The sequence below is a fragment of the Opitutaceae bacterium TAV5 genome (assembly GCA_000242935.3).
GTDB lineage: Bacteria > Verrucomicrobiota > Verrucomicrobiia > Opitutales > Opitutaceae > Geminisphaera.
This window is the reverse complement of record CP007053.1, coordinates 5,560,879-5,585,742: the sequence shown is the minus strand read 5'-3', so window position 1 is coordinate 5,585,742 and position 24,864 is coordinate 5,560,879. Positions and strand designations below refer to the sequence as shown.

General features: G+C 57.9%; 12 protein-coding genes. 4 read left to right on the top strand and 8 right to left on the bottom strand.

Going from position 1 to position 24,864, the window contains the following annotated elements; translation table 11 throughout:
- Positions 1-234: 234 nt before the first annotated feature.
- Positions 235-531: a hypothetical protein gene (locus OPIT5_23650; GenBank protein AHF94702.1), complete on the bottom strand. Its 297-nt coding sequence runs from the start codon at positions 529-531 to the stop codon at positions 235-237.
- 185 nt (positions 532-716) lie between these two features.
- On the opposite strand from OPIT5_23650, the gene OPIT5_23645 reads away from it, so the two are divergent.
- Positions 717-1,832 (top strand): hypothetical protein, encoded by a 1,116-nt coding sequence (locus OPIT5_23645; protein ID AHF94701.1) that lies wholly within the window; start codon positions 717-719, stop codon positions 1,830-1,832.
- Between the two features lie 2,044 nt (positions 1,833-3,876).
- Here OPIT5_23645 and OPIT5_23640 read toward each other — a convergent pair.
- On the bottom strand, positions 3,877-8,646 hold the full coding sequence (locus OPIT5_23640; protein ID AHF94700.1) for a hypothetical protein: 4,770 nt from the start codon (positions 8,644-8,646) through the stop codon (positions 3,877-3,879).
- Positions 8,647-8,982: 336 nt separating this feature from the next.
- On the opposite strand from OPIT5_23640, the gene OPIT5_23635 reads away from it, so the two are divergent.
- Positions 8,983-9,486 carry a hypothetical protein gene (locus OPIT5_23635; protein ID AHF94699.1) on the top strand — a complete coding sequence of 168 codons (504 nt, stop codon included), beginning with the start codon at positions 8,983-8,985 and terminating at the stop codon, positions 9,484-9,486.
- A 356-nt stretch (positions 9,487-9,842) separates the two neighbouring features.
- Here the strand turns inward: OPIT5_23635 and OPIT5_23630 are convergent, their stop codons facing one another.
- The 4 genes from OPIT5_23630 to OPIT5_23615 all read right to left on the bottom strand — a co-directional run bounded on the left by OPIT5_23630 (position 9,843) and on the right by OPIT5_23615 (position 16,348).
- Entirely contained in the window at positions 9,843-10,001 is a 159-nt protein-coding gene (locus OPIT5_23630) for a hypothetical protein (protein AHF94698.1), read from the bottom strand.
- Between the two features lie 249 nt (positions 10,002-10,250).
- Complete coding sequence (locus OPIT5_23625) at positions 10,251-11,228, bottom strand: hypothetical protein (GenBank protein AHF94697.1); 978 nt, start codon at positions 11,226-11,228, stop codon at positions 10,251-10,253.
- 84 nt (positions 11,229-11,312) lie between these two features.
- Positions 11,313-16,118, bottom strand: coding sequence for a beta-glucosidase (locus OPIT5_23620; protein AHF92747.1), 4,806 nt, complete (start codon positions 16,116-16,118; stop codon positions 11,313-11,315).
- Between the two features lie 20 nt (positions 16,119-16,138).
- Positions 16,139-16,348: a hypothetical protein gene (locus OPIT5_23615; protein ID AHF92746.1), complete on the bottom strand. Its 210-nt coding sequence runs from the start codon at positions 16,346-16,348 to the stop codon at positions 16,139-16,141.
- 307 nt (positions 16,349-16,655) lie between these two features.
- Here OPIT5_23615 and OPIT5_23610 point away from each other — a divergent pair, with 307 nt between their 5' ends.
- Together OPIT5_23610 and OPIT5_23605 are read left to right on the top strand one after the other, a co-directional pair.
- On the top strand, positions 16,656-16,862 hold the full coding sequence (locus OPIT5_23610) for a hypothetical protein (protein AHF94696.1): 207 nt from the start codon (positions 16,656-16,658) through the stop codon (positions 16,860-16,862).
- Between the two features lie 23 nt (positions 16,863-16,885).
- Entirely contained in the window at positions 16,886-18,277 is a 1,392-nt protein-coding gene (locus tag OPIT5_23605) for a hypothetical protein (protein AHF92745.1), read from the top strand.
- A gap of 163 nt (positions 18,278-18,440) precedes the next feature.
- Here the strand turns inward: OPIT5_23605 and OPIT5_23600 are convergent, their stop codons facing one another.
- Positions 18,441-21,413, bottom strand: coding sequence for a phosphoenolpyruvate carboxylase (locus tag OPIT5_23600; protein AHF92744.1), 2,973 nt, complete (start codon positions 21,411-21,413; stop codon positions 18,441-18,443).
- 153 nt (positions 21,414-21,566) lie between these two features.
- Positions 21,567-23,564, bottom strand: coding sequence for a hypothetical protein (locus OPIT5_23595; GenBank protein AHF94695.1), 1,998 nt, complete (start codon positions 23,562-23,564; stop codon positions 21,567-21,569).
- Between the last annotated feature and the right edge of the window lie 1,300 nt (positions 23,565-24,864).

Below are 24,864 nucleotides of genomic sequence, written 5' to 3'. Positions count from 1 at the left end.
GTCGAGCAGGAGCGGCGGCATTCTTGCCGCTGCGACGACGCGACGCGTCGCCGGTTCGGACGGCGAGGCACCGGGCGAGGCGCTGGCGCGCCTCGTCGCAGCGGCAGGTACCGAGGCCGAAGGCCGACAGCTTGCCATGCCGCCGCTCCGTCAAACGCCGTAGCCGTTAAACAGTGACAAGTGGAGCCGCTGGCCGACCTTCGACTTTGCGACGTTTGGCGTTGGACATCACACTCATGATCGCTGTGCTCGGCGGATCAGCACCGCCAGCAGCGCCAGGATCAGACCGGAGGCCAAGGCGAAATCCGCCGGTTCGGGAATCGCCGTGATGCTCCAGGCCAGCGCATAGGTGGTTTCGTCCAAGCTTCCCCCGAGGTCCCGCAGGTCGAAAATCATCCCGCTGTGCACGATCCGCACTCCCAGATGCGTATCTTCTGTGACAATAAACGAAAGATGCTCGACCGTATCGACCGTTGTGGCGGACGTTGCCAGCAGCGCATCGAAACCGCCGCCTTCACCCGCCGCCCACACTTCGAGATCGAGATTCGCCAGCGCCAGCAGTTCCAGGCCCTCCTCCGGCGCAATGGATTATGAACCGGAGGCCGGGGATGGCGACGCGATAGGCATAATGGCGCGATGGCAAGGCGTGGACGGCGCTCCCGGTTTGGCGTTGCACGAACCCGTATGGGAAGACAGGCTGATCGGCGTTTCCCTCGATGAGCCAGTCCCCTTCCGAACCCGTTGAACTGAAAAATGCATGGATAAAAAAGATGGGCATGCAGGTTGTCCGTTCGTGGAAGGAAGGCCGGAGGCTTTATTATGAGGCCCACTGCAAGGTCTGCGGAAAGCTCTACGTCTTCCAGCCCGCACTGCCACGTGCCACCTGTTCACCGGAATGCACGGAGGTGGCGAGATCACAGCATCGCCCGGTCGGCAGGCCGGTGGTCACACGCACCTTCCGGTGCAAGGTTTGTGCACGGGAATTCACCGTCCAGGGCAGGCTCTCCAGCGCGTCACACAGGGTCACCTGCTCACCGAAGTGCAAACGCGAACTGTCCGCTGCCGCCTGTTCCCAGGCGTCCGGCACGCCTGTGCCCGAAAAGGCAGGCGACCTTGCGTTGCCTCCTCCGGGCTCGGCAGGAAAATCCCCTGCAGTCGCCGTTGAACTGAAAGGTAGCTGGATCAAAAAGGTGGTCCCCAATATTGTCCGCTCATGGAAGGTCGGTCAGCGGCATTATCATGAAGCCCCCTGCAAGGCTTGCGGAAAGCTCTACGTGTTCACGACTACACAGCCGCGTACCGCCTGTTCGCCCGAATGCACGGAGGAGCTGAGAGCGAAGCATCGCCCTGCCGGCAGGCCGACGGTCACCCATACCTACCGGTGTGCGGTCTGCGGAAAAGATTTTCTCGCCGGCAGAAAGATTTCCGGACGCAAGGTCACCTGTTCTCCGGAATGTGAACGCGAACTTTGCCGCCGCCTGTTCGCCACCCGGATGGAGCGAATGCATAAAAATGCCGTCAAGGCCAGAGCCATAAGCCCCCTGCACGGTCCGTTCGCAACCAATATCCATGCCTGCCGCTGGTCGCTGGTCGATCCGGGGGGCAGGTTGCATGAATTCGAAAACCTCAGCCTCTTCATCCGCGAGCATTCCCATCTGTTCGCCAAGGAAGATCTCACCTTGCAGGGACGCAGCAAGGTCAGCCGGGCGTCCAGCGGACTCGCCAAGCTGGCCCCCATGCGTTCCTACAGAAAACGCTCGTGGAAAGGATGGGCCTGGGGCGACGAAAACGTCGTTCCGGTCAGAAAATGGGAACAGAACCAAGAGGCATGAACTCGACAGACAGACACACTGCCTCACGGTTATAGACGAGACCGAGATTTTCGTTTCCCCAAAATGCACCCAGACTACTTTTCGATTCCTTTCGCCGACCTCCTCAAGGCATGGCGCCGGAGATAGCCATAAGCTAAAGAACGTAACATTTGGGCCAATCGGCCCTCTATATGGCTTCGGCGAATATACAAGCCGACGATTATATAAGTATTTAGTGAAACTCTGTCGACGTTGTCAAAGAGCAAAGTGGATATTTCATCACGATTCCCTCCCTCATCGGCAATATGAGTCTCTATGGCAGATATGGCTATTATGTATAACGCACGTAGTTCAGTTGATTTTTCCCCCTTGGGAAACCAACTTGCGCCCCCGCGAACAGTCACTTGCTGCGCACTAACAATGCAGCTCCAAATTGCCACGTAAAGAAACAGGCTGATGATGATAAATATGGGCTTAGCCTTCATTGTCGTGTTTTTGTATCTCTCAAAACGACGCAAATCAACCCTAACTAAGCGCCATTCAGGTTTGGCCCCTTACGGATTGCCTTTGAGGTTTGACCATCGGATTGGCTCCATGCTATTGATGACCTGTAGGTTCATTTTTGGCCCCTCTGGATCGCTCCCGGCCTCCTTTGTACCAAGCAAAAATAATAGCGATTACTCCTCCCGCCAGTCCACAAAGGCTAGCGATACCCAAATCAGACAGATGATTCTGATGTTTGTAAGACAATATCTTCCCAGGAGAGAGAGGTGGAAAATTAGCAAACACGAGCCAAGTTACCAGGCCATAGAGAATCAATATGGCTGCCACATAGATCATCGCAATAAACATAACTCTATGTTGCTGCGCTCGCCTGATCAGAATAACATGTGCTATTAAGAAAAAAACCGGGATCAAGAAGACACCTGCAACCCCTGGGCCGCTTCCTAACGCAAAAGACCTACTTATTATCGATGCAGTCACCGTTACCGATTTCCCAGTATATATGGTAGAATCATGAATTCTGGCACTACTCACCAATAATGTGAGCCAATGCCCCAAATGCAGCCCAAATGCACCAATCGCGGTAATAAGAATTACAACCGCCTTCATGTGACTAGCGATGACAATCGACTGTTTCTTCCAATTTTTCACCACCGACAGGGCAATCCGTAAGAGGTCAAACCTGAACAATTGATATTATTAGGCTCGAAAAATGGGCGAAAAGCGAGGAAAAATGTAAAGAAAGCGAGCTTCGCCCCGTCACGTCCCCGCTCGGCAACGTAACCTGCAATCTGGTTGTATGATCTCTCTTCATCCTTGCGCCGAATGATGCCCCAACCGTCGGGCTCGAAAAAATGTCAATAGTAAAGGTTTGACCCGAATGGCACTTAGTTAAGGGCGTTTCTCGTTGTTTTAAGAGGTGATTTCCAATGCATGAAGTAATCCGATGTCGGCCTGAGTTTCAGAGAGGTTTTTCCTCTCAAAAGGTGGATGGAATTTGCGCTTTTCATGCGTTTGGCAAGTCACTGATTTTCAACGAGGAGGTGGCTTAACTAAGTGCCATTCCGGCCTGACCCCGTCCGTCTTACCCCTCTTCTACTGCTTCAAAAAATGTGCACAACATTCCGGACGTTATCGAGCGGGGCAGCAATCGCCCCTCCCCACGCCGTCGACTTGGCTTATCGAGCCGTGGATAGTGAGATAAGTATGATACTTCCAGTAAGCAAGGCATGGGACATAAATAGTAGAAAAATACGACTTCGCCATTTCTTCCCCCTTACCCCCAAAAATGATAAAACAGCATAATAAAAAACTGAACACATGGGTACATATAGCATCGCCCCATGTCCGGTTGGCGCAGTATCCATTAATCCACTAAAGTAGCAAACCTTAAGAACCATCCAGCTGATGGAAAGTGGAACTGTGTTTAAGGTTAGAAATAAGGGGATGCAAAAGGAGGGCGCATGATTTGCATACATGCTCCCTGCACATAAAAGTAGCCATACAAGAATACCAACGCTCCATTTTTTATATTTATAGTTTTGAGAGTGAAATATGTGCATCATAAGCTGGACATCTCGATATAGATATCTTTAATATGCTGCTGGAAGGACATAGAGTGGGAAAATTGTTTATAGGCGCAATTTTGAGTCAACCAAGAAGCCGCGTCGTATGTCGCACTCCATGCCGAAGTCAGAATTCCCCGTAAATCAGTTCGCCATGCATATGTGTCATCCAGTTTGATAATAAAGTCACCTTCATAAGGTACCGAGATAGTACCAAAATTGTTCTGCCTTGCTCCGATCAAAATGCCGGAAGCATATATTGTTAGTTGAACATTCCCATATGAGAACCCCATATTCCCACCAGTAAAAGTGTAGTTCACATTTCTATCCGCAAAATAGAGGGTGCCTCCGTTTGGAACTCTAACTCTATCCATTTCTGCATTAATTTCCGCCTTGATCGCAGACATGCCATATTGTTTCACTTCATTCTCATCGTTACTTGATGTTATGTACGGGAGTATAGGCATAGAAAGTCCTTGACTCTTACGATTTTCCCTAAGCCAATGCGCCATCAGGCGACTGGCAAATGGATAAATCGAGGACCAAGACGAAATTGTCCCTTGCACTTCAGATATGGCACTATTGTATGTCCAATTGCGTATCATCCCAAGTATGTCATACTGATTGATTGTGCCATTACTAACCATTGCATACAGGTTTGTTCCGCCTCTTTCACTGATGATATCTCTATTGAGCCAACGGCCAATTGCAGGGGCGTAAAAACGATATCCATAGTAATAGATACCACCAAGATTATCCAAATACTTGGAGTTAAAACGCCAAAGATTATTGTCCTTATAGGCGCCCGAAGAGACAACAGTGTCTCCGAAAACATCATATTCGTAATGAGCGACCACTGTGCCGGAATCATTTAAGACTTCGCTGACGTTACCATTGACGTCCAGAGTGAAGTGCTTTACACTAGAATATAAACCTGACCGCTCCTTTACTGCAAGCAGACCGCCAACACCACCTGCTCCCTGAAGAGTGCCGGATAGGTCAAGGCCCCACGTATGAGTTCGAAGCAGAGCATTGCTGTTAGTAGCATCAAGTACAGCTACCAAGTTCCAGCCATCATAAATGAATTTCTCATCTGTGTTGAGAGACCATGTCGAACCATTATAGGAAAGAACTTCTTTTCTGACACGACGACCCTGCGAATCGTAGGTATTTCGCTGTTTCTTATCTCCGACAAAAGGAGCGACTGGCTCGACCACTACCAACCGATTTTCTGCGTCCCATACATATCTGAAGCCAGTGCCGACAATTGTCATATTGCCATCCAAGTCATAATCGGAAGCAATAAATTGCGAACCTAGAGATTGGATGCCAGAATACTGATTCAAGTTATTTGTCGTATAGCTGAATGTTCCAGTGTTATTTGTAAAGCTAGTTCGGTTGCCGATATCGTCATAAATAAAATTACGATTATAGTCCGGAAAGATTGTGTTACTGGAATCTGTTACCTCGCCTTTTCCGTTATAGACAAAGATGTCGGTGGAGGTTGCTGTAAATGCTGTGCCTGATTGCTGACGCTGCGTGCGTTGGCCGAGACTGTTCACGGTGTAATCGTATTTGGACACGGTTACCGCGCCGACTTTGTTTTCGATACTCGTGACGACATCGCGGTGGGGTTCATAGGAATAGGTCACGGTGTGGGCGGGGCCGGTGATGGTTGCACGCAAGTTGCTGTTAGGCAGATAGCCGTAGGTATAAGTGGCATCGAGGTCGGTCACGGTATTCAGCCGCCCCGCGTTGTCGTAGCCGTAAATCACAGCATGATCGGAATCCAGATCGGAAATCGTGCCCAATAAAAACCCGGCCTCGCGACCAGGAATGCTCCCGGTTCCGGCGATCTCATGGCTGCGCGTCAAAATACGGTTTCCAAAGAAGCCGGGTAGTTTCTCCTGCTCCAATTGCAAGGCAGCATTGTAGGTAACGGTACGGAGGCCAGTCGCATCGGTAACGGTTGCCTGTGCACCGAAGCGGTTGTAGGCAATTGTCACGTCCGGGGTGCTATCGCTGTAATCTATCAGAATCAAATCACCGGCATTATTATAGTCGTAACTGGTGTCAAGCGGAGAGCCGTTTACGGTTCTTGCCCATATGCGCGTGGCCAGTTTGCCTGCTGGCGTATAAGTATAGCTCGGGCCAGTGTTATCGGCATAAAGCTTTTGTGTAAGCCATCCACGCTGACTATCGTAGTTCCAAGTTGTGACAGCGGCTCCGGCAGCGGTGGTAGCGTTCCGCCAAGTGGTCAGCGTCTTCATGCGACCTTGAAGATCGTAGGTGTATTCTATCGGATACGCCTGCGAGCCGAATATCTTTTTCAGGAGATTGTTGCGCAGGTGGTATTCGTTGATCGTAACACTGTTGTCGGGATGTGTCACTGTCAGGCGATTTCCAAGGGCATCATACGTATAACTTGTCGTGTTTGTTCCGTTGTTGCTGGTGACGGAAAGCACCTCGTCCCGGTCACTGTAAGTTTGTGTCACCGGACCGGTGCGGGCGTCAGTCTGTGTAATTACGCGGTTGTGGGCATCATAGGCATAATCGGTTCGGGTTACCTGTGCTCCGGTGCTGGCTTTCTGCGTGGAGTAGGCAAGTCGCCCGTTGCTGTAGGATTGCATCTGCTGGCTTCCATCAGGGGAGGTCATTGTAACGGACCAGTTCCCGTTGCCATTAAGAACAGTCTGATTGTGTGTGACGGCTCCGGCTGCATTGGTCTGCCAGCTTTCGTTTCCGTAAGCGTCCTGCTCGACGATGGAAAGGGTGGTTGGAGTGTTGGAATTGTCGGTCGCCCACACCTGCGTGATGATGCGATTCACTATGGTGCCAGATTTGCTGTAAACGTCGTTCGTCGTTTTTGTGATGCGATCCGCGCCTGCGTAGTCGATCACACCGTCCTGATTCATGTCGATGGCGGTAACCTCGCGTTTTCCCTTGGCATTGTAGGCGAAGAGGGTGGTCAAGCCATCCGGATCAGTCTGGCCGACAAGGTGCCCTTGTGTGTTATAGGACAGGGCAGCGTAAGAGCCATCCCCATCCGGATACTCAATCTTGATCTGGCGACCGGTGAGGTCGCTGTAGGTCTTGATCCATTCGGTTTCGGCATTGTTGTCGCCGACTTTGATTTCTTGTGTCCACTCACCAGCTTGGCCAGAGGTGGTCCATGTGCCATAAACGTAGCGTAGGGGCGAGACGGCGGTGCCGCCGATCTCCTTGAGCTTTCCATCGGCGTAAGCAGTTTCAATGCGGGTACCTTCACCAGCGGCAGTGATGGGATTAGTCGTGGTAGTAACAGCGCCGCCTTCTGACGGATATGCATATATAATGGTTATTTCGTTACCAAGCGCATCTTTTCTTGTTGCTTCGCGACCCGCCATGTCAAAGGTAACCTGTTCCCGGATGGTTTCGGAGCCATCACTACCAATGCGGGTGCGTTGGATCACGTGGTCGACTGCATCATAAATGATCTGCTCGCTGATGCCAAGGCGCACTGTTCCGATACGTCGTCCGAGTGCATCATAAGTGTAGGTGGTCGTAATTCCGTAACGGTCGATTTCTTGGGCTATCTGCCACGTTCCAGGTCCAGAGCAGGAACCGCAGGAGGCAGAGGAACCAGCATAAATAATGGAGCGTGCTGTCCCGTCACCGTAACCGATGAGCGTTGGACGCCCCAAGCTGTCCACTTCCAGTGCCGTTATCGTGGACAACGTCAGACCAGAAGCTATGTCTACAAGCTCTTCGTCAACCTGCTGGCCTACCTCGTTGATTTCAGTAATAGTGCGGATACCGTCAACGATTGCCGTTTTATTTGCATTGGGCGCACCAACGTCACGTGTGATCGTACGATTGCTACCGTTAATAGAGTAACTGTAAAATGTCATCGTACCATCCGGGGATTGTATCCACTTGATCCGTCCACGCAAAAACTCGGTCGGATGCGAAGAGTGATATGTTCGGGTTTTACTTACCAGATTCTCTGGCGCGTCCCAAAGAGCATCCGGAGTAACGGCGATAATGGTCCAGTGCTCGAATTCGTTCCAATCGTCAAACTCTGCCTCGTAACTGCGCGTCACTTCTTGACCTTGGATGGAGACAACATGCGTTAATATTGGATTGGAGGTCGAATAGGCAAATGTTTCGACCTTATTATCGGCTTCACTGCGAGTCGTAGAATTCAGATACCGGCTAACAGTTTTTATCAGGACTCCGTCACCATTGTAGGTGTAGACCTCCCAATAGCCGTCATACCGATTCATGCTCTTTATTTCTCCATATCCTGCGGGCTTCGGGTCGGCAGGATTTTCGGAACCCTCAATATAATCCCAAGTGGTAGCGAGTGCCGCGCCATCGGGGTCCAGCACTTCACTCACTTTGCGGAAACCGAACGGGAACTTTTCCCATGTCGTGGCGGTTTTTGAAACCAACTGATCTGATGCATTGCGCAAGGTGCGAATTTCTGTGTAGGAAAGTTGATCAAGACTCCATACGGTTTCTTTGCCTTCTTTCTTGAGGCCACCCGCATAGGCAAGCAGACATTCGCCAAATTCTCCGCTATGAGGCACGACTGTAAACGAATAATCATAAGTGACGGTCTGCCCGCTAGGGGGGGCATCTGTCACAAGTAAACGATTCTGCCCGCCCAAATATTCCCGGCCACCGGTAAAATAAGTGTCCGCTATGTATTGAGTCCCAGTGGAGTCGATATAGGCACCGCCACCGGCATTGATGGCCACCAACGGCAGGCCGGGATAATCCATCTCTCCCCCCGTATAGTCGGTATCGGAGGCAAAAAGAGTCCCATCTGGCATTTCATAATCAGAGGCTGACCCTGCATTGACCGCCCATACCACATCGCCAACTTCGATATTTCCAGTACTAGCGTTCGTGGTAAGCGGACGAACTGCGATTGCGCAAATGCTGGCGTCGCCGGTCACACCGGTAAAACCGAGGTTCAGTCCTCCATCGACAACCGTGACACTAAAGGTCTCCGTTTTTGCGGTATTGGCTGCTCCCGCCTGTTGATAAATGTCGTAATTATCGAGAACGACTGTCCCCTCTGCCGAAACATCAAAAACCCGTTGTCCGGTCGCCGAATGGCTTTTCTCGACAAAATACAGGGTTACTTGATAATCTCCATTTTCCAGCGAAATATCATAGTTGAAATTTCCGAAACGCTCCGACTGATAAACTGTTGCGCTATCTCCGGTGCTGCCGATCACAGTGATTTCGGAACGGATAACTTTGATCGCCGAAACCTGTGCGCCGTAATTCGTCGCATGGAAATCAAGATTCAATTCCCCATCAAGAACAATGCCACTGATGTTTTGGGTTTTGGCGGTGTTTCGGGCACCGGCCTGTGCAAAAACATCGTAATTGGAAAGTGCCGTATTACCTTCCAACTTTACATTGAATCGGGCCTTGCCAGATGTATCGTGGAAAAGTTCTGCAAAATCGAGTTGTACATTTACCGGACCATCGGGAACGGGAATAGCATAGGAAAAATCTCGCCCCCATCGCGAAGTATAAAACAAAACCGGATCGCCCGTGTTGTTGATAACTGTATAGCCTGGATTGGAAAAAGTGACGGCTTTGATTAGATTGTTTGATGGTTTGGAGCGGAATTCGAGACTGTAAGAGTCCGATGTCAGGACATTGACTGTTATAAACGCCTCTCCTGTTTCCATGTATGTAATCATTCCGGCTGCATCGCGCAAAACACTTGCAGTTCCCCCAACCTGTAGGATAGCAGGTGTATAAAGATTGGCATCAGGTCGATTTACTTCCAGATAAACATTGGCGCCACCATTTCCATAGCTGTCAAAACCAAGCTCATAGGACACATCAATACTATTATTTCCACCACCACCGCTACCAACAGAACCTGATGCTTTCACACGAACATCATTCTTTATATCTGGTCCGGTTTTCTCGCCACTTACTTTCCCGTACGCTTTTACATCAATAACACATGCATCGACATTTGAATTTTTAAGTTCATAAATCTTATTTCCACTTCCTTCTTTAGGAGTGGCTTTCCATACTGGTTTAGATTTCCCTTGAGCATAAATTTCGACCTCAGCGGCTTCTCTGCCCAATGCGCTACCGCTACCATCTCCCTTCATTTTTTCTCCGAGGGTTACAGTCACGGTTATCGTATTATTGTTTGTATTTAGTGACGCTTGGACACTTTGTATCCATATATCAGACGCATTTTTATCATTCTCAGTTCCCTTTGGATTATGGGTAACGGCGAGGCAAAGGGACGCCGAAAGGAACACGGCGAGGAAGCCTGTGCGCAACAGTCTGGAGCGGAGGAATCGGGTGAGGAACGACATGGCGAGGAATGGGAGGATTGAGAGATTTAGTGCTGGATATGTTGAAGGGCGGAGCGGGCGGGGACGCGGAGGCGTCTTTCGCCTCCGTCCGCATAGTTTTTCAAAAGGGAGACAATGCGCTCGTCACCCTGTCCAAGATCGCCCAAGGCCGCGATGGCGGAGATGCGCAGCGGGAAACCGGCTTCGGGCGACTGTGCCAAGCTAAAGGCCAGTTGGCGGGCGGCTGATACCTTGAGCCTTGTGCAAACTTGCAGGGCGGTGATGCGGGAGACATCCGGCTTGTCTTTATCGGAAGCCATGCGAAGGGCGGCGGATTCGAGTTTCTGTTTCTGCGCTGCGCTCAGGCTGTTTTTCTCGCTGGCGGAAACGAGGTGCAGCATGGCCGTGGCAGCCAGTTCCGGCTCGGCATCGGCTGCGCCGACGGCCTGCCAATGCTGCACCCATTTATAGGCTTTGCTGCCATCAAGCGCGATGACGGCGAGGTGTTGCAGGGCGTAGTCGCGCATGACCGCATCCTGCTTCCTGTCGGCATATACTCCGGCCAGAATTGGTACCAGTTTTTCTACAAAACCCTGCTGGCGGGTGAGGGCATTGATGGCGTCGTTTTTGAGGGCGTAAATCTCGCCTGCGTCGAGGCCGGCGGGGCCGGAGCGGGCGGAGACAAACGCCGTGAGCGCGACGATGTGGTCAGGCGAAAGAATCGCCGGGAGCGCATGCACAACCGCCAGTCGTTCATCGAACGGAAGTCCGGTTTTTAACGAGAGCGCGGTGGCGAGCGTCGGTGACGGCGGGGCCTCCCGCACTTCACCTTCCGGGGCGACCGAATCCGCCACGCCATGCGTATCCGTTTTCCCGGCACGGATCTGAATGGACGGGGCATCCGCAGCCCGGACTGCCGGCGCGATGCAGTCGGATAACGCAGACAGAAGAATACCAGCCAGCAGGTACACACCCTGCCGCAGGCGGGCGGGACGCCCGCGCCACATCATGGGCAGGATGCCCATGCCACATTGCTGGCCGGAAGCCCGTGTGACTTCGCTTGAGGACACTCGGGAGATGGCAGGGATCATGGCTGGCCGGAGGGAGGGTTAGAACGTTCCGAGGTAGGTGCTGCCGTTGTAGACGTGGATGCGGTGGCAGAAGGAATTTTTCGAGGCACCCGGCGTGTACAGGAATTTCACATAGATCCTGCCGAGCGCGTCGAAATCCGCCGCCGTGAAGGTCTTTTTCGTGGTGCCGTCTTCGAAGGTGACGCCCTTGAGGAAGATTTCCACGACGACCTTTGTGTCGGGCGTGACCTCGCTAAGCTGGATTGTCGTGCCGTAAAGGATGCTGCCATCCGGATAGAAGGTCAGCGCATCCACGGCCGTCTTCTCGTTGCTGCGCACCTGCAAGCCGGTGACGGCCGCCTGGCTGATAACCGGGCCCTCTTCCGAGAGGCGGGCGATGGCGTAGCTCTTGCCGAGATTCGACGAGGCAAGGTTGAACCGGGTGCCGCCTCCGGAGAGGGTGGACGCCTTTTCCAGCAGGATGCCCTGGTCCACCTCGATAAAGAGGCCGTCGGCGGCGCGGATCTTCGGGTTGTCCCAGGTGACAAGCGTGCCGAAGCCGACGCCGGCAACCGGATCGCCGTTGAACTCGGCCTCGATGACCTCGACCGTGAACGCTTCCGAGAGCGTGCTTTCGCCACCCACTTCTTCGGGAACGGCTACGGCCGTGACGGTGAACGTGCCGGCCTGATCGAAGAGGACGGGCAGGGGCGCGGTTTCCTCCATCGGAAGAACCTGCGTGGTGGCGTCGGTACGCTCGATGGCGAGGCTGCTGCCGGAACCGGCGGAAGCGAAGAGCAGGCTGTCACCCTTGCGGATGCGCAGCTTTCTTTCCGGCAGGTCGGACAACTCGCCGGACAGGTCGAGCGCCTTCCAGGAGACGCGGGCCGACTGGCGCAGCGCGCCGTTCTCGAACGCGGCCTCGACCAGCACGGTTTCCTCCGGATCGGCCGACAGGGGCACATTGGTGAACCAGCCCCACGAGGGCGCGGGCGTGGCGGTGACGGATTCGCCGTCGGCGGAGACCGCCAGCAGGTTGAAGTACCGGGCGGTGCCTTCCACGAACAGCGGCGAAACGTAGCTCTGCGTTGGCAACGGGCGGAGGCTGTTGGCTCCGGTGATCCGGGCCGCCATCCAGTCGGGCGTGCCGTCGTTGTCGGCATCGACGCCGCCAAAACTCTGTACGCGAACCGCGTTGAGTTGCAGGTAGCGGTAGCTGAGCGCGCCGTCGTAATAAAAGCGCACCGTGTGCGTGCCGGCGGTCAGCCAGGGCGTGATGATGCGGCCGAGGGTGATCGCACCGGTCTTGGGCAGCACGAAGTTGATGCGGCCGACAACCTGGCCATCGACGGAGATTTCCACCGGGAAGGTCGTGTCGGTCGTCGGGTTGCTTCCGCTCTTCGCCTCGAATTCGAGTTGATACACGCCGTCGGCCGGAACCGTGATCGTGAAGTCGAGCGCGGCGCGGGGGGTCTGCGTGATCATCGCCCCGCTGCCGTCGTCCGCCTCGATCCAGGAACCGGTCACGGACGTGCCGGTGTTGCCGGCCTGGCTGCCGATGGTCTGCGGGACCTGCACGTCGGCCACGGTCGGGTCGGAGCCGAGGCGGTTGACCTCGTCGCTGTCGCTCACCCCGTCGCCGTCCGTGTCCTTTTGTCCGGGATGCGTGCCGAGCTGGTATTCGAGCAGGTTATTGAGACCGTCGCCGTCCTTGTCTCCGTAAGCGCCATGAACGCCGTAGCCGTAAACGGTGCTGATGCCGTATTGCTGTTCCCAGGCATCGGGCAGGCCATCGCCGTCGAGGTCGTCGGCGCGAGGCACAAACGTCGCCAGGTGCGCGGCGGTGATGACTTCCACTTTTGTACCGCCCGGAATCCGCCACCCCACGGACAAGTGATCAGTGCCGGTGGATTCCTTGTGCAGGACCTCGATGTAATAGTGCTGCCCGGCCCGGAGCGGAATGACGCCGGAGGCCTGGGTGGCCTGCGCGTCCCATTCCCGGAGCGTGGCCGTGCTGCGGGCCACGCTGGCGATCTTCTTGCGGTCAAACGGGCTGTCGGTCGGACTCAGCCAGAGTTCGGCGCTGTAGTCGCCGGCAATCCAGAATTCGTAATTTCCGTCCACCGGCGGCACGAGGAAGCCGCGAATGCGCGTGCCGTAGTTGTCCCCGTATTCGGGGCCATACTCCAGCTTGTCGAGCGTGGTGATTTTTGTCGGCTTGAGCGGGAAGTTGCCGTTGCCGGTGAGGTTCGACACGGCGGAGCCGGTCAGATTGTTCCACTCTTCAAGGATGATGATACCGGTCTGCGGGCCGTCCGCTTGGGTCGGATCAAGGTTGTTCAAAAACTCGGCAAGGTTGGGAATGCCGTCCTTGTCCGGGTCAGCGGAGGCGTCAGCCGGATTGAGCGGGTTGAGGCCGTGAATCACTTCCCATCCATCGGGCATCCCGTCACCGTCGGTGTCGGCGTTGAAGGGATCGGTGCCGAGCAGGCGTTCTTCCTCGTTGGTCAGGTCGTCGCCGTCGAAGTCGAGGCCGGCCGGTTCGGTGTTGCTCACCACGATGTCGTCGAAGCGGGCTTCGTGCGGGGTCTCGCGGTCGCTACCTTCCTGCATCATCCGGATGCGCGCGATCGTCGTCAGGCCGATGTCGCGGAATCCGATGTCGCGCGCCACGAGGCGGCCGTTGACTGCCAGCAGCCAGCGGTGTTCGCGATAGTCCAGGTACAGGACATAATCATTCCAGTCGCCAGCCGCGGTCACGAGGTTTTGCACGTCGTGCTCCACCCACTTGCCGGTCGGGGCGTCGTAGATCGATAGTTTGCCCTCGTTACGGTAGCCGAAGAGGCTGGAAATTTTTCCGGTGATCGACGCCGGATCGGGCAGGCGTCCGACTTCGAGTCTGGCGCGGAAGGAAAGCCAGACGCGGTCAATACCGCCGGCCCCGATCACGTGTTCGAGCGTGGCGGGTGTGTCCGCATCGGGCGCGTGCAGGACGGCTTCCTCGCCGGTGACGGTAGCCGCTCCGGTCGCCTGCCAGCCAAGCTGGCCATCGAGCGGGCCCGTTTCGTAACCTTCGGCAGTGGAGAACTGCGTGCGCCAGGCCCAGGTGCCGTTGCCCTCGTCCACCAGTTTGGCGATCATGCCTTCCGGCGAGAGCGGATCGAGCCCGAGAGCGATTTCCATGTTGTCACGGATGCCGTCGCCATCGGTGTCGGGATTGTCCGGATCGGTGCCGAGGGCGCGTTCCTGCGCATTGGTCAGGCCGTCGCCGTCGTTGTCCAGGTCGGCCGGTTCATCGGCTACGGTTGCGCCAATCGTCACCCGGAAGTCATCGAGCGCGGCGGGATTCGCAGGGCGTTCGCTGTGTTGCACGGCAAAGCCGGAGAAGAACGGAACGGGACGGGCAAAGCCGAGGTTTTGTCCGTAGCGGACGCCGTCGAGCCAGAGTGACCAGCGTTGCGTCCCGTAGTCGAGCCGCAATGTGATCCGGTGCCAGTTACCCGCAGTGACGGGGATCAGGCCGTGCCAGACGCCGCCGCCGGCTCCGTCGCCGTCGAGCGCCATCAGGTAACCTTCCTCGGAGACATAAAAGACTGCGGCAACATCGGCCGGGATGGCAGGGGCCTCGCGGCGCGGAGCGGCCTGGAGCCGGAAGTCGAGCCACACGGATTGTTCGTTGTTTCCGGAAGCGGGGTCGGAAGCGAAACTGCGTTCCACGCGAATGCCCGAACCAGTCAGGCTCAGGTAGTGGCTGCCGCCATCGGAAAGCGGCGTCGGGGCGGACAGGACTTCGACCGCGGAATTTTCCCCCGTAACTTCGACCTGCCACAGCCGGGTGCCGTCGGCAAAGGCACCGGGCGCGTCGGCTTCAAAACTGTCGGCAAACGGGACCGCGCCGAGCGGATGCGTTTCGGCGGTCTTCGGATCGGTGCCGCGGGCCACCTCACGGCCATCATACACGCCGTCGTTGTCGGTGTCGGCTTTCGTCGGATCGGTGCCGAGCAGGTATTCCTGCAGGTTGCTCAGGCCGTCGTGGTCCGGATCGAGGTCGCGCTGGTTGATCGCGGTGCTCAGTCCGTGGGCGATCAGCCAGGAGTCGGGAATGCCGTCGCCGGAGGCATCGGCGTAGAGCGGGTTGTCGCCGCCCACGTAAAAATAGTCGAGGAACGCGGCGGTTTCCTCGTCACCGCGCAGGGAGAACTGCGAAAAGCCGGTCTGCGTGTTGTCAAGAAACGCGAGGTTCGGCAACACGAGCTGGCCGTCCACAAACAGATCCCACCGCTTGAGCGGGTAGTCGATCCGGTACGAGATCCGCAACCAGTTGGCCGAACGGTTGCTGTCATCGGTGGCCAGCGATACATGATGGCCGGTGGCAATCCACTCTCCTCCGCCTGCGCCATCGCCGCTGGCAGCATACAGTTCGCCGGTCGCAGCATCCGCCACGACAAAACCGGTGGCTACGGTCCGATGCAGATTCTTCAGCTTCGGCAGGGCTTCGGCTGCAGGCGAGAAAACCGGACGGGTGTAGAAGTCGATCCAGGTAACGGGGTACTGCCCGGGGTTCTCCGGAGTAAAATCCAGCCAGCCCTTGCCGAGCAGTGACAGCGACTGGTCGCCGGAAAAGCCGCTCGTGACGATCTCCGCCGACAGCGGCGCAGCGAATGTCCAAGGATGGCTGCCGCTGGCAGAGAGAGGACCGGCCGTGTAGCCGCCCGCCGTCTCGAAGTCGTCGATGAACGGCACCGTGGCTGCTGTTACCGAAACGGCGAGGCCGAGTGCGGCCAGAATGGACGTGACAAGTCCGGTTGCCCGGGGCAACCTGCTGCGAATTCCCGTCTTTTTCATTGTCGGGTCTCCTTCGCAGTTCAGGATTGCTGATCGGGCTTGGCGGTGTCTGTTGCGCTGGCGGCTTTCCGGTGGCGCTTGCGGATCGTGAAAATCGACGAAAGAATAACCCAAGTCCCGATTGATGAGACCATTACAACGGTGCCACGGGAAGGTTCATCGGCCAGAAGGGAGGTGGGGAGCAACAATGCTGACAACGCAGCGTACAGGGACAGGAGGCGAACTTTCATGGTTTCGAGGGATTGAAGGGTGAAGCCGTCAAAAACGGTGGGAACAATCAAGTTCCATGAAAAATCTTATGAGTCGTCAAGCAGGCTTTCGCACATTCTTCACGTAATTCCCCGTGTTGCAACATTTCTGCGATACATACCTGCCTGTGGCGGACGAGCTATACTTGCCTGATTCCTGCCAAACCGGAAGAGCATCGCATCTCATGAAAAGACCCTCCGTCGTTACCCTCTGCGTCATAATCTGGCCGCTTCCGTCATCGCTCTCTTCTTCGTTTTCAAGCCCTGGCTGATACCTCGCGACCCACCGGTGGAGCAGGCCATTGCCCAGCCGGTTTCTGGTACCGAAAACAGTCTGCCTCCCGATGAGGCATGGAAAAAATTCCTCAAAAGCCGGAATGCCGGCGAAGCGTCCTCTTTCCTGTCATTGCTGCCGCAAGCACCGGAGACCGGAGCCCGTGCCACCACCCCTTCCGATTACACCCCTGCCGGCACTCCCGCCCAAAACGAACGTTGAACAAACGGGTGCGGGCTACTGTCATGCAACCCATGCGTCCCCCCGACCCTTCGCCCGCCGCATCCCTCCCCGAACGCGAACGCCGCCGTCTCAGCCGCTCCGTCCGCCTCAATATCACGCTGTGCGCGGCCGTGCTCATCCTCGGCGCGATGCTCGTCCGGGAACACCGCACGGCCGATACCCTCGCGACCGGCGGCATCAAGGCCTCACTCCGCTCCGGCCCGGACGCCCCGCGCCTCCCTTCCACCCCGGTCCGCCTCTCCGCATCCGACGCCGCCCGCGCCGGCCTCACGCGTACCGACTCGGTTCTCCTCAACGCCATCAACCACGGCGACGCCTCTTCACTCCTCGATGCCCTCCGCAAAACCGGCATGGCCGAGGAGGACATCCGCCAGATCGTCCGCGGCACGGCCAGGCTCCATCTGGAAAAGGAACACCGCCGCGAGGCGCAGGAACGCTTCGCCGACGACCGCCCCTGGTGGCAAAATGCACGCCCGAACGACAATCCCGAATACCTGCAATTCCAGAAAGAGTATGCCCAGAAATACAAAGACCTGAACGCCGAACTGAACACCCTCCTCGGTCCGGACCCCCGTCGCATCGAAAACCTCCGCAAACAAAACCCCTGGCTCTCCGACGAAAAAATCGCGCAACTCCTCGAAGTCCAGAACGACTACGGCGAACTCCGCAACGACACCTGGGCACAATCCCGCGGCTTCCGCACCGCCACCGACAAAGGCGGCTTCGATATGCTCCGGGCCGAGGAGCAACGCGACATCGCCGCCCTGCTCTCCCCCGACGAATACATCCGGTATTACGTCGCCCAGAACCGCAACCTGCGCCAGGACGCCACGCTCTACAACCTCACCGAAAGCGAGACTCTCCAGCTCGCCGCCCTGCAAAAAGCCTTCGACGACCAGTTCCCGCCCGGCTCCCGACCCGCCAACGACGCCGAACGTGAACTCCGCCGCCAGGCGCGCGCCCCGCTCGACGCCCTCCGCAACTCCCTCCTCACCGACGACCGCCTCGACACCTCCCTCGTCGCCCGGAACACCGGCGACTACAGCCTGCTCAGGAACGCCACGGAGCGCTTCAACCTGCCCCCGGAAACCCCCGCGCAGGTCTATGCCCTGCGCGACGAGGTGGCGCACAAATCCCGCCGGATCGCCACCGATCCCACGCTCGACGAGAAGGGCAAAAGAGCCGCCCTCGCCGCCCTCGCCGGCGACACCCGCAACCATATCCGCCAAAAGCTCGGTGACGAGATCGCAACCGCCTATTTCGACAACCGCGGCATGGAGTGGCTCAAGGACGTCGAGAAAGGCAAGACGGTCGAATTCGATAAAAAAACCGGCCAGCCCAAGGCAAGACCGCTCCCCCCTCCGCCCAAAAAGAAAAAAACAGGGAACTCCTGAAAATTGAACAGAAGGCAACGAAGAGAACGAAGAACAACCAAGGACACTTGCCGTTCATTCTTTCTTAACTTGTTTAAAACAAACAATTTATTATTCAGAATCTTCTTTATTCTTACCTTCGTTTCCTTTGTTTCCTTCTGTTCAGAAATGAATCCCCGGTAGCTCATCCGGTGTTTTTCAGCCCGCCCGAGATGCCATTGATCGTCAGCTCGACCACGGCGCGCACGGCCTCCTCGTCCGCCTTCGACAGGCCGCCGGCGCGGAGACGGCGAAGCATCTCCACCTGCAGGTAATTGAGCGGGTCGATGTAGGGATTGCGCAGCTCGACCGAACGCAGCAGCACCGGCTCGCGCGCCAGCAACTGCTTGCGGCCCGTGATGGCGAGGATCGCCCGCTCGGCGCGCGCAAACTCGTCGGCAAGCGCCCGCAGCATCCGCTCGCGCACGCCTTCATCCTCGACCAGCGAGGCGTAGAGCCGGGCGATGCCCATGTCGGCCTTGCGCATGGTCAGTTCGGCGTTGTCGATCAACGTCCGGAAAAACGGCCAGCCGGCGTGCATCGTGCGCAGCAATTTCCTGCCGGCCGCGCCGCGCCGCAACACCGCCTCGAGCGCCGAGCCGAGCCCGTACCAGCCGGGGAAATTGAAGCGGCTCTGCATCCAGGAAAACACCCAGGGAATGGCGCGCAGGTCGGAAACGCTTTGCGTGGCGCGCCGGTAGCTGGGACGCGAGCCGAGCTTCAGGTTGCTGATCTCGTCGATCGGCGTGGCCTGTTTCCAGAACTGCAAGAACTCGGGGTCGTCATGGACGAGTTTCCTGTAGGCCGCGAAACCGGCTTCGCTCATCGTTTCCATGGCCTGCACCCACGCCGCGGCCGGCGGCTGCACGTTGCGGGCGGCGTGCGCGCCAAGGAGCACGCCGTAGGCCATCTGTTCGAGGATGCGGTGGGCGAGGTCGCGGTCGTGATAACGCGTGGAGAGCACTTCGCCCTGCTCGGTAATGCGGATGCCGCCATCGCGCAGGCCGGCGGGCTGGGCGAGGATGGCGCGCGCCGCCGGGCCGCCGCCGCGGGCGATGCTGCCGCCGCGTCCGTGAAAGAGCGTCACCCGCACGCCGCTGGCCTGGCAGGCGGCGACGATGGTTTCCTGCGCCTGGTAGAGCGCCCAGTTGGCGGTGAGGTAGCCGCAGTCCTTGTTGGAATCGGAGTAGCCGAGCATCACGTGCTGGTGCCGCGCGCGCGCCTCCAGCAGGCCGGCGTAGGCCGGGTGCGCGAAAAGCTGCGCGAGGATGTCGGGAGCGCGGTTGAGGTCGTCGAGCGTTTCGAACAGCGGGGCGATCGGCAGGTCCGCGCCGGCCAGGCGCATGATCAGCGCCACTTCGAGCACATCGGAAACATCGTCCGTCATGCTGATGATATAGATACCGAGCGCGCCGGAGCCGAACTTGACCGAGGTGAGCGCCGCCAGCACGAGCGGATCGAGGACATTGCGCGTGGCGGCGGAGAGTTCGGACCGTTGCAGGGCGTCCAGCGGCTTGGCCGTCGCGAGCGCCCGCGCCAGCACCTGGCGGCGCGCCGCCTCGTCGAGCCGGGCGTAATTTTTTACCGGAGCCGCAGCCGCGCCCTCCCCTTCCCCGGCCACGCCCGGCACTTCGAGCAGCTCCGCCACCGCCGCCTCGTGCGGGCCGGAATGCTGGCGGATATCGAGCCGCGCCGTGTGCAGGCCGAAAACGTCCAGCACGTGCGCCGCGTCCTTGAGTTCACCTTCGGCCAGGAGCGCCCCGCGTCCGGCTTCGAGGCTGCGGCGGATCGCGCCGAACACCTCGCGGGGCGTGTCCTCGCGCAGGCAGGATTCGTCCGCGACCGGTCCGCCGAGCAGGGTGGTGCCGTCGCGGCCTTCCTCGGCCGCTTTCGCCAGCCGCGCGCCGAGCCCGGCGAGCAGGAGCCGGTAGGGCTCGTGCGGATACCGGCTGCCGAGTTCATCGACGTGCGGAGAGAGGTGGCGGTTCTCGCGCAGCAGGCGGCGCAGCTCCGGCGTGACGGCGTCGCGCCGGTCGGAAACGGTCAGCGTGCGCGAGAGCTCGCGGGTGGCCGCCGCCAGTTTTTCGACTGCCAGCCGGCGATGCAGGACAAGAATCCCGGCCGACACCGCCGCCGTGACGTTGGGGTTGCCGTCGCGGTCGCCGCCGATCCACGAGCCGAACGTCAACCAGCGCGACGGCGCGCGCACGCCGGGGTAGTGCAGCGACAGCGCGCGCTCGAGATCGGCCTGGAGGCGCGGCAGCACATCGTAGAGCGTGGTGTTGAAATACCAGAGGCCGGTGCGCGCCTCGTCGTTGACGCCGGGGCGCTCCACGCGGCTGCGGTCGGTCAGCCAGAGCGAGGCGACCTCGCGGCGGATTTTGGCGACGCTTTCCGGATCGCGGACGCCATCGGACGCGGACGCCGGTGACGGGGCGGCAAGGCCGGCCGTATCGGCCGTTGCCTGCGGGTTGCGCTGGCGCAGGATGAGCGCCAGGCGCTGCAACTTGGTGAGCAGCGTGCGGCGTTTCGATTCGGTGGGGTGCGCGGTGAACACCAGCTCGATGCCGATCCGGTCGAGCAGTTCCTGCAACTCGGCCGGACCGACGCCGCTCGCCCGGAGTTCGGCGAGGGCGGCGTCGAACGATTCGCGTTGCGCCGGCGCCGCGGGATTCGCCGACCGCTCGGCGCGGCGGAGGCGGAGGAGTTGCACGCGGAAATTTTCCTCGGCGAGGTTCACCAGCTCGAAGTACAGCGTGAAGGCCATCGCCTGGTTGAAGGCCTCCACCGGCGTGAGCGCGGCGACGGCCTTGTCAAGCTGGTCGCCGGCTCCATCACGGACCGCGTGCGATTCGCGCGCGTGGCGTGAATCGCGTCCGCCGCCGGCCCGGCCGCGGCGGGCCTTGGCGAGGGTGCGCAGGCGTTCGACGGTGGCGAACGTCGCCTCGCCCTCCACCTCGCGGATCACTTCCCCGAGGACGGAGCCGAGAAACCGGACCTCGTCGCGCAGGCGGGCGAGGTCGCCGAGAGCGGAGGACGTTTTCCGGCGCGGTTTTTCAGATTCGGAAAATGCGGATGTTGTTGAAGCGGAAGCGGCGGCAAGGGTGCGGCGGGCCATGAGTCGTGAAAAGTGCAAGCGTGGCGGAAAGTCGTGGTCGTGAGAGACCGCCTGCTACCATGCAGCGAGCTTCCGCCGCCGCCAGCGGAAAGATAACGATTTCTGATGAAGCCTATACGCAGATGCGTAACATCAGCGAATAAAGGCAGATGATTACGGTTCGCGGTAGGTGAAGACGCCGGAGCCGGTGAACTCGCCCGCGTCCGGCATGCCGTCCGCAAGCTCATCCTCGAAGTCACCGGTCACCGTCCAGGTGCCGCCTGTTTGCGAGGTGAAGGCGAGCACGACAAAGCCGTGCTCCTCGCTCGTGGCGATGTCGCCGCCAATTGCGAGCGTGTCGTTGATCAGCGTGTAGGCCAGCGTTGCCGTGTCGGGACCGGTTCGCGTCCAAGTGCAAGTTCGGTCTGTATCGGTGCCGTCCGCAACCCATGTTGCCGAAACCTCCCTTATGCCGTCGTCATCCGTATCGGCGTCGTCGCTCCCCAGGCTGCTTGTATCAGAACCGCCTGGAGTCAGCATGATCCCCTCGAAGGAAAGGGATGCGCCCACCGGCAGCGTGGCCGGGGCCAGTTCGGGTTTGGCCAGTGTCGCCGCAATGAGGGAATTGGCGGACAGGGTGTTGATTCCGGCAGCGGCAGGCGCGGCGGACGCAGCAAGCGTCACGATATTGGACTTCACGGGGCGGTTGGCCGGGTTGTCCACGACTACCCAATATTTGCCGGCCAGCGAGGCGACGCTGGTCCCCTTCGCCGCCTTGAGCGAAAGCGTGGCCTTCGTCGCTCCGGCGAGCGCGACGGTTTTGCCGTCACTGCCAATCTGGTACCACTGATACGTGAGCTTCGCCGTGCCGGTCGCCTTGACCGTGAGCTTGACGGCCTTGCCCTCGACCAGCGTTACCCCGACGGGTTGCGAGGTGATTGCGGCGGGGATGACGACCTTGATGGCGACGGCCTTGCTCTTTGCCTTGCCGACAACCTTGCCCGCGCCGTTGGTCACCTCCACCGAGTATTTCCCGGCGGCGGTGATGGCGGCGGCGGTAAACGTGTCGGTGGCCGCGGTAGTCGTGTGCGTGGCGAGGACGGTTTTGCCGAGCATCCATTTCCATGTGAGCGGCGGCGTTCCCGTGCCGCCTTGCAGGGTCGCGGTGAACGTCACCGGCTCGCCCGCCACGATGCTTGTCTTGCTGGCCGTGATACTGGCGACTTTCGGCGGCGTGATGAGTCTGATGTCGGCGATCTTTTTCTCGACCGTCCCGGCGGCATTGGTCACGCGCACGCTGTAAACACCGTCGGCCTTCGCGGTGTAGGTCGCCTTGTTGTTCGCGCCGGGCGCGGGTTCGCCGTCGAGCAGCCACAGATAGGTGGGCTTCGCCTTGTTTTTGGCGACCTTGACGGAGAGCTTCGCGCCCTTGGCGGCGAGCGCATAAGTGATGTCACCGGCAGGGGGGGGAGGGGTCTCGATTTGCGGCGGCAGGATGGCGCTGAGCGTCGTCGCGCTGCTCGTCACCTTGTTCGGGCCGCTGGTGATCACGCAGGTGTATTTGCCAAGGTTGCCCTCCGTGACATTAGCGATCGTGAGCGTCGCGCTGGTCGCGCCGGGGATGGGCTGGCCGTCCTTCATCCATTGGAAGGTCGGCGGCGGGTTGCCGCTGGCGGCAACAGTGAACGTCACGGATTTGCCGAGACCGGTTTCGACCTTCGCAACGGGTTTTTGTGTGATTTTGGGCTTTTGTGGCACGTTGACCGTAAGCGTGGCGGCGGCGCTCGTAACCGAACCGTTGGCGTTAGTGATCGTCACGGTGTAGTTACCCGCATTTTTCGCGGTGGTTTTGGCGATGGTGTAGCTGCTGCCCGTCGCACCCTTGATCGCCTTGCCGTTGAAAGCCCACTGGTAGCTTAACACGCCCTGTCCGGTAGCCGTCGCGGAGAACGTTGCGTTTTCGCCCTGCCACACATTCCGGGCCTGCGGCTGGGTGGTGATGGTAGGTGACGATGTGTTGTCGTTGGATGATTCGGATGACTCAACCTGAACGCCGCCCGTTATCCAGAGGCCTTCCTTGTTCAGAAAGAAACTAGCGAGACGGTTGCCTGAAAGTTGCACATAAAACCTGTTTTTGAAATCGGCTCCGGTGTCGGCATCTGCATATTTCAAGAAATTTCCCGAAGCAATATAGCGTTTTGATCCGTCTATTGATGAGTAATAGTAGTCTCCGATCTTAGTGATATTATCTGCCCGCTTCCAATGGTATGTCTCGTCAATAGATGGATATCCGAGATTCCCGGAGAAACTTATTCCGTGCACAGCTGTATTCTTTATCCACGCGAGCCCTGAAGCAGAAGGGAGCGGCGAACGCGTAATCACACCAAACACAACGCGTCCCGGTTCCATGTCCACGACTCCATTCCATCTGTAAAAATTGGTGTAATAGAACATCCATGTGCCATCGTCCACCTGTGCGACCTTTATATGACGTTCCTCTGTCCAGAGACCTTCCCCGGAACCGGAGTAATCAAACCGCCAGACCAGCGTGTTGAAATTGGAAGGTTTTTGATTATCGTCGTTCAATGGAAACGCGTCCCATCCGAGGTCATCACCTCCTTCGAGTTCAGCGTAATAGTATGATCCGATTTTGCTGATAACAAGAGGAACGTTCCGGCTAACGGAAGAAGTGGGGATGTTGTCTAAGTCCCCTCTGGAAAACACTTCCCATGAATCCAGACCGGTAAAATATACCTTGCCTGTGGGAAGAGGCATTTCGGAATGAGCGACAAGGAACGCCGCAAACATGGCGACAGACGCCAGAATAACACGAATTATAGATTTGTTGCTGATATTCATATATATTGATGGGTTTTTCCTGGATAAACATAAAAAAGGGACGCATTTACTTGCGTCCACCATCGGGCACCTAGGAGAGCCTTACAAGGAACGCTTTCAATGCGCCCCAGCACGGGGCGCATTCAGCGATGTCCTTGATCTTTCGAAATTTCCTAGGTTTCGATGGAGACAGCAGCCGAAGCTACGCGAAATGGATGTTGGTTAAAATTGGGTCAGGTCAGTGGCGGATGGGTTGAGTGATTGGCGGGTTGAGTTTGTGTCGTTTGCCGTTCCATTTGGCGAAACGACGCCAAGCAGTAAACGTTGCAAGTCCCCTGCGGTCAATCGGGATTTCCGTTGAACCTGATAGGCGGTGCGGAGGTGGATGCCGTGCCCGGAAAGCAGGGGCCGCGCAGGCTGCAGCGGGCGACTGGCGATCGCAGGTCAAAAGTCGGAAGGTCACAGGTCATTTTTTCCCCTCCCGAATGGACAGGTGAAGAGGCCGATGGCGCGGGCGCGGGCGACGGAGCGGCGGCGGGGAGAGGCTGTCTCGGAACCTCGCGATATGTCATTTTGGGCCAATTTAAGGCGTCTGTAGCCACATAAACGCCTTTTGATTCGATTCCGTTTTGCC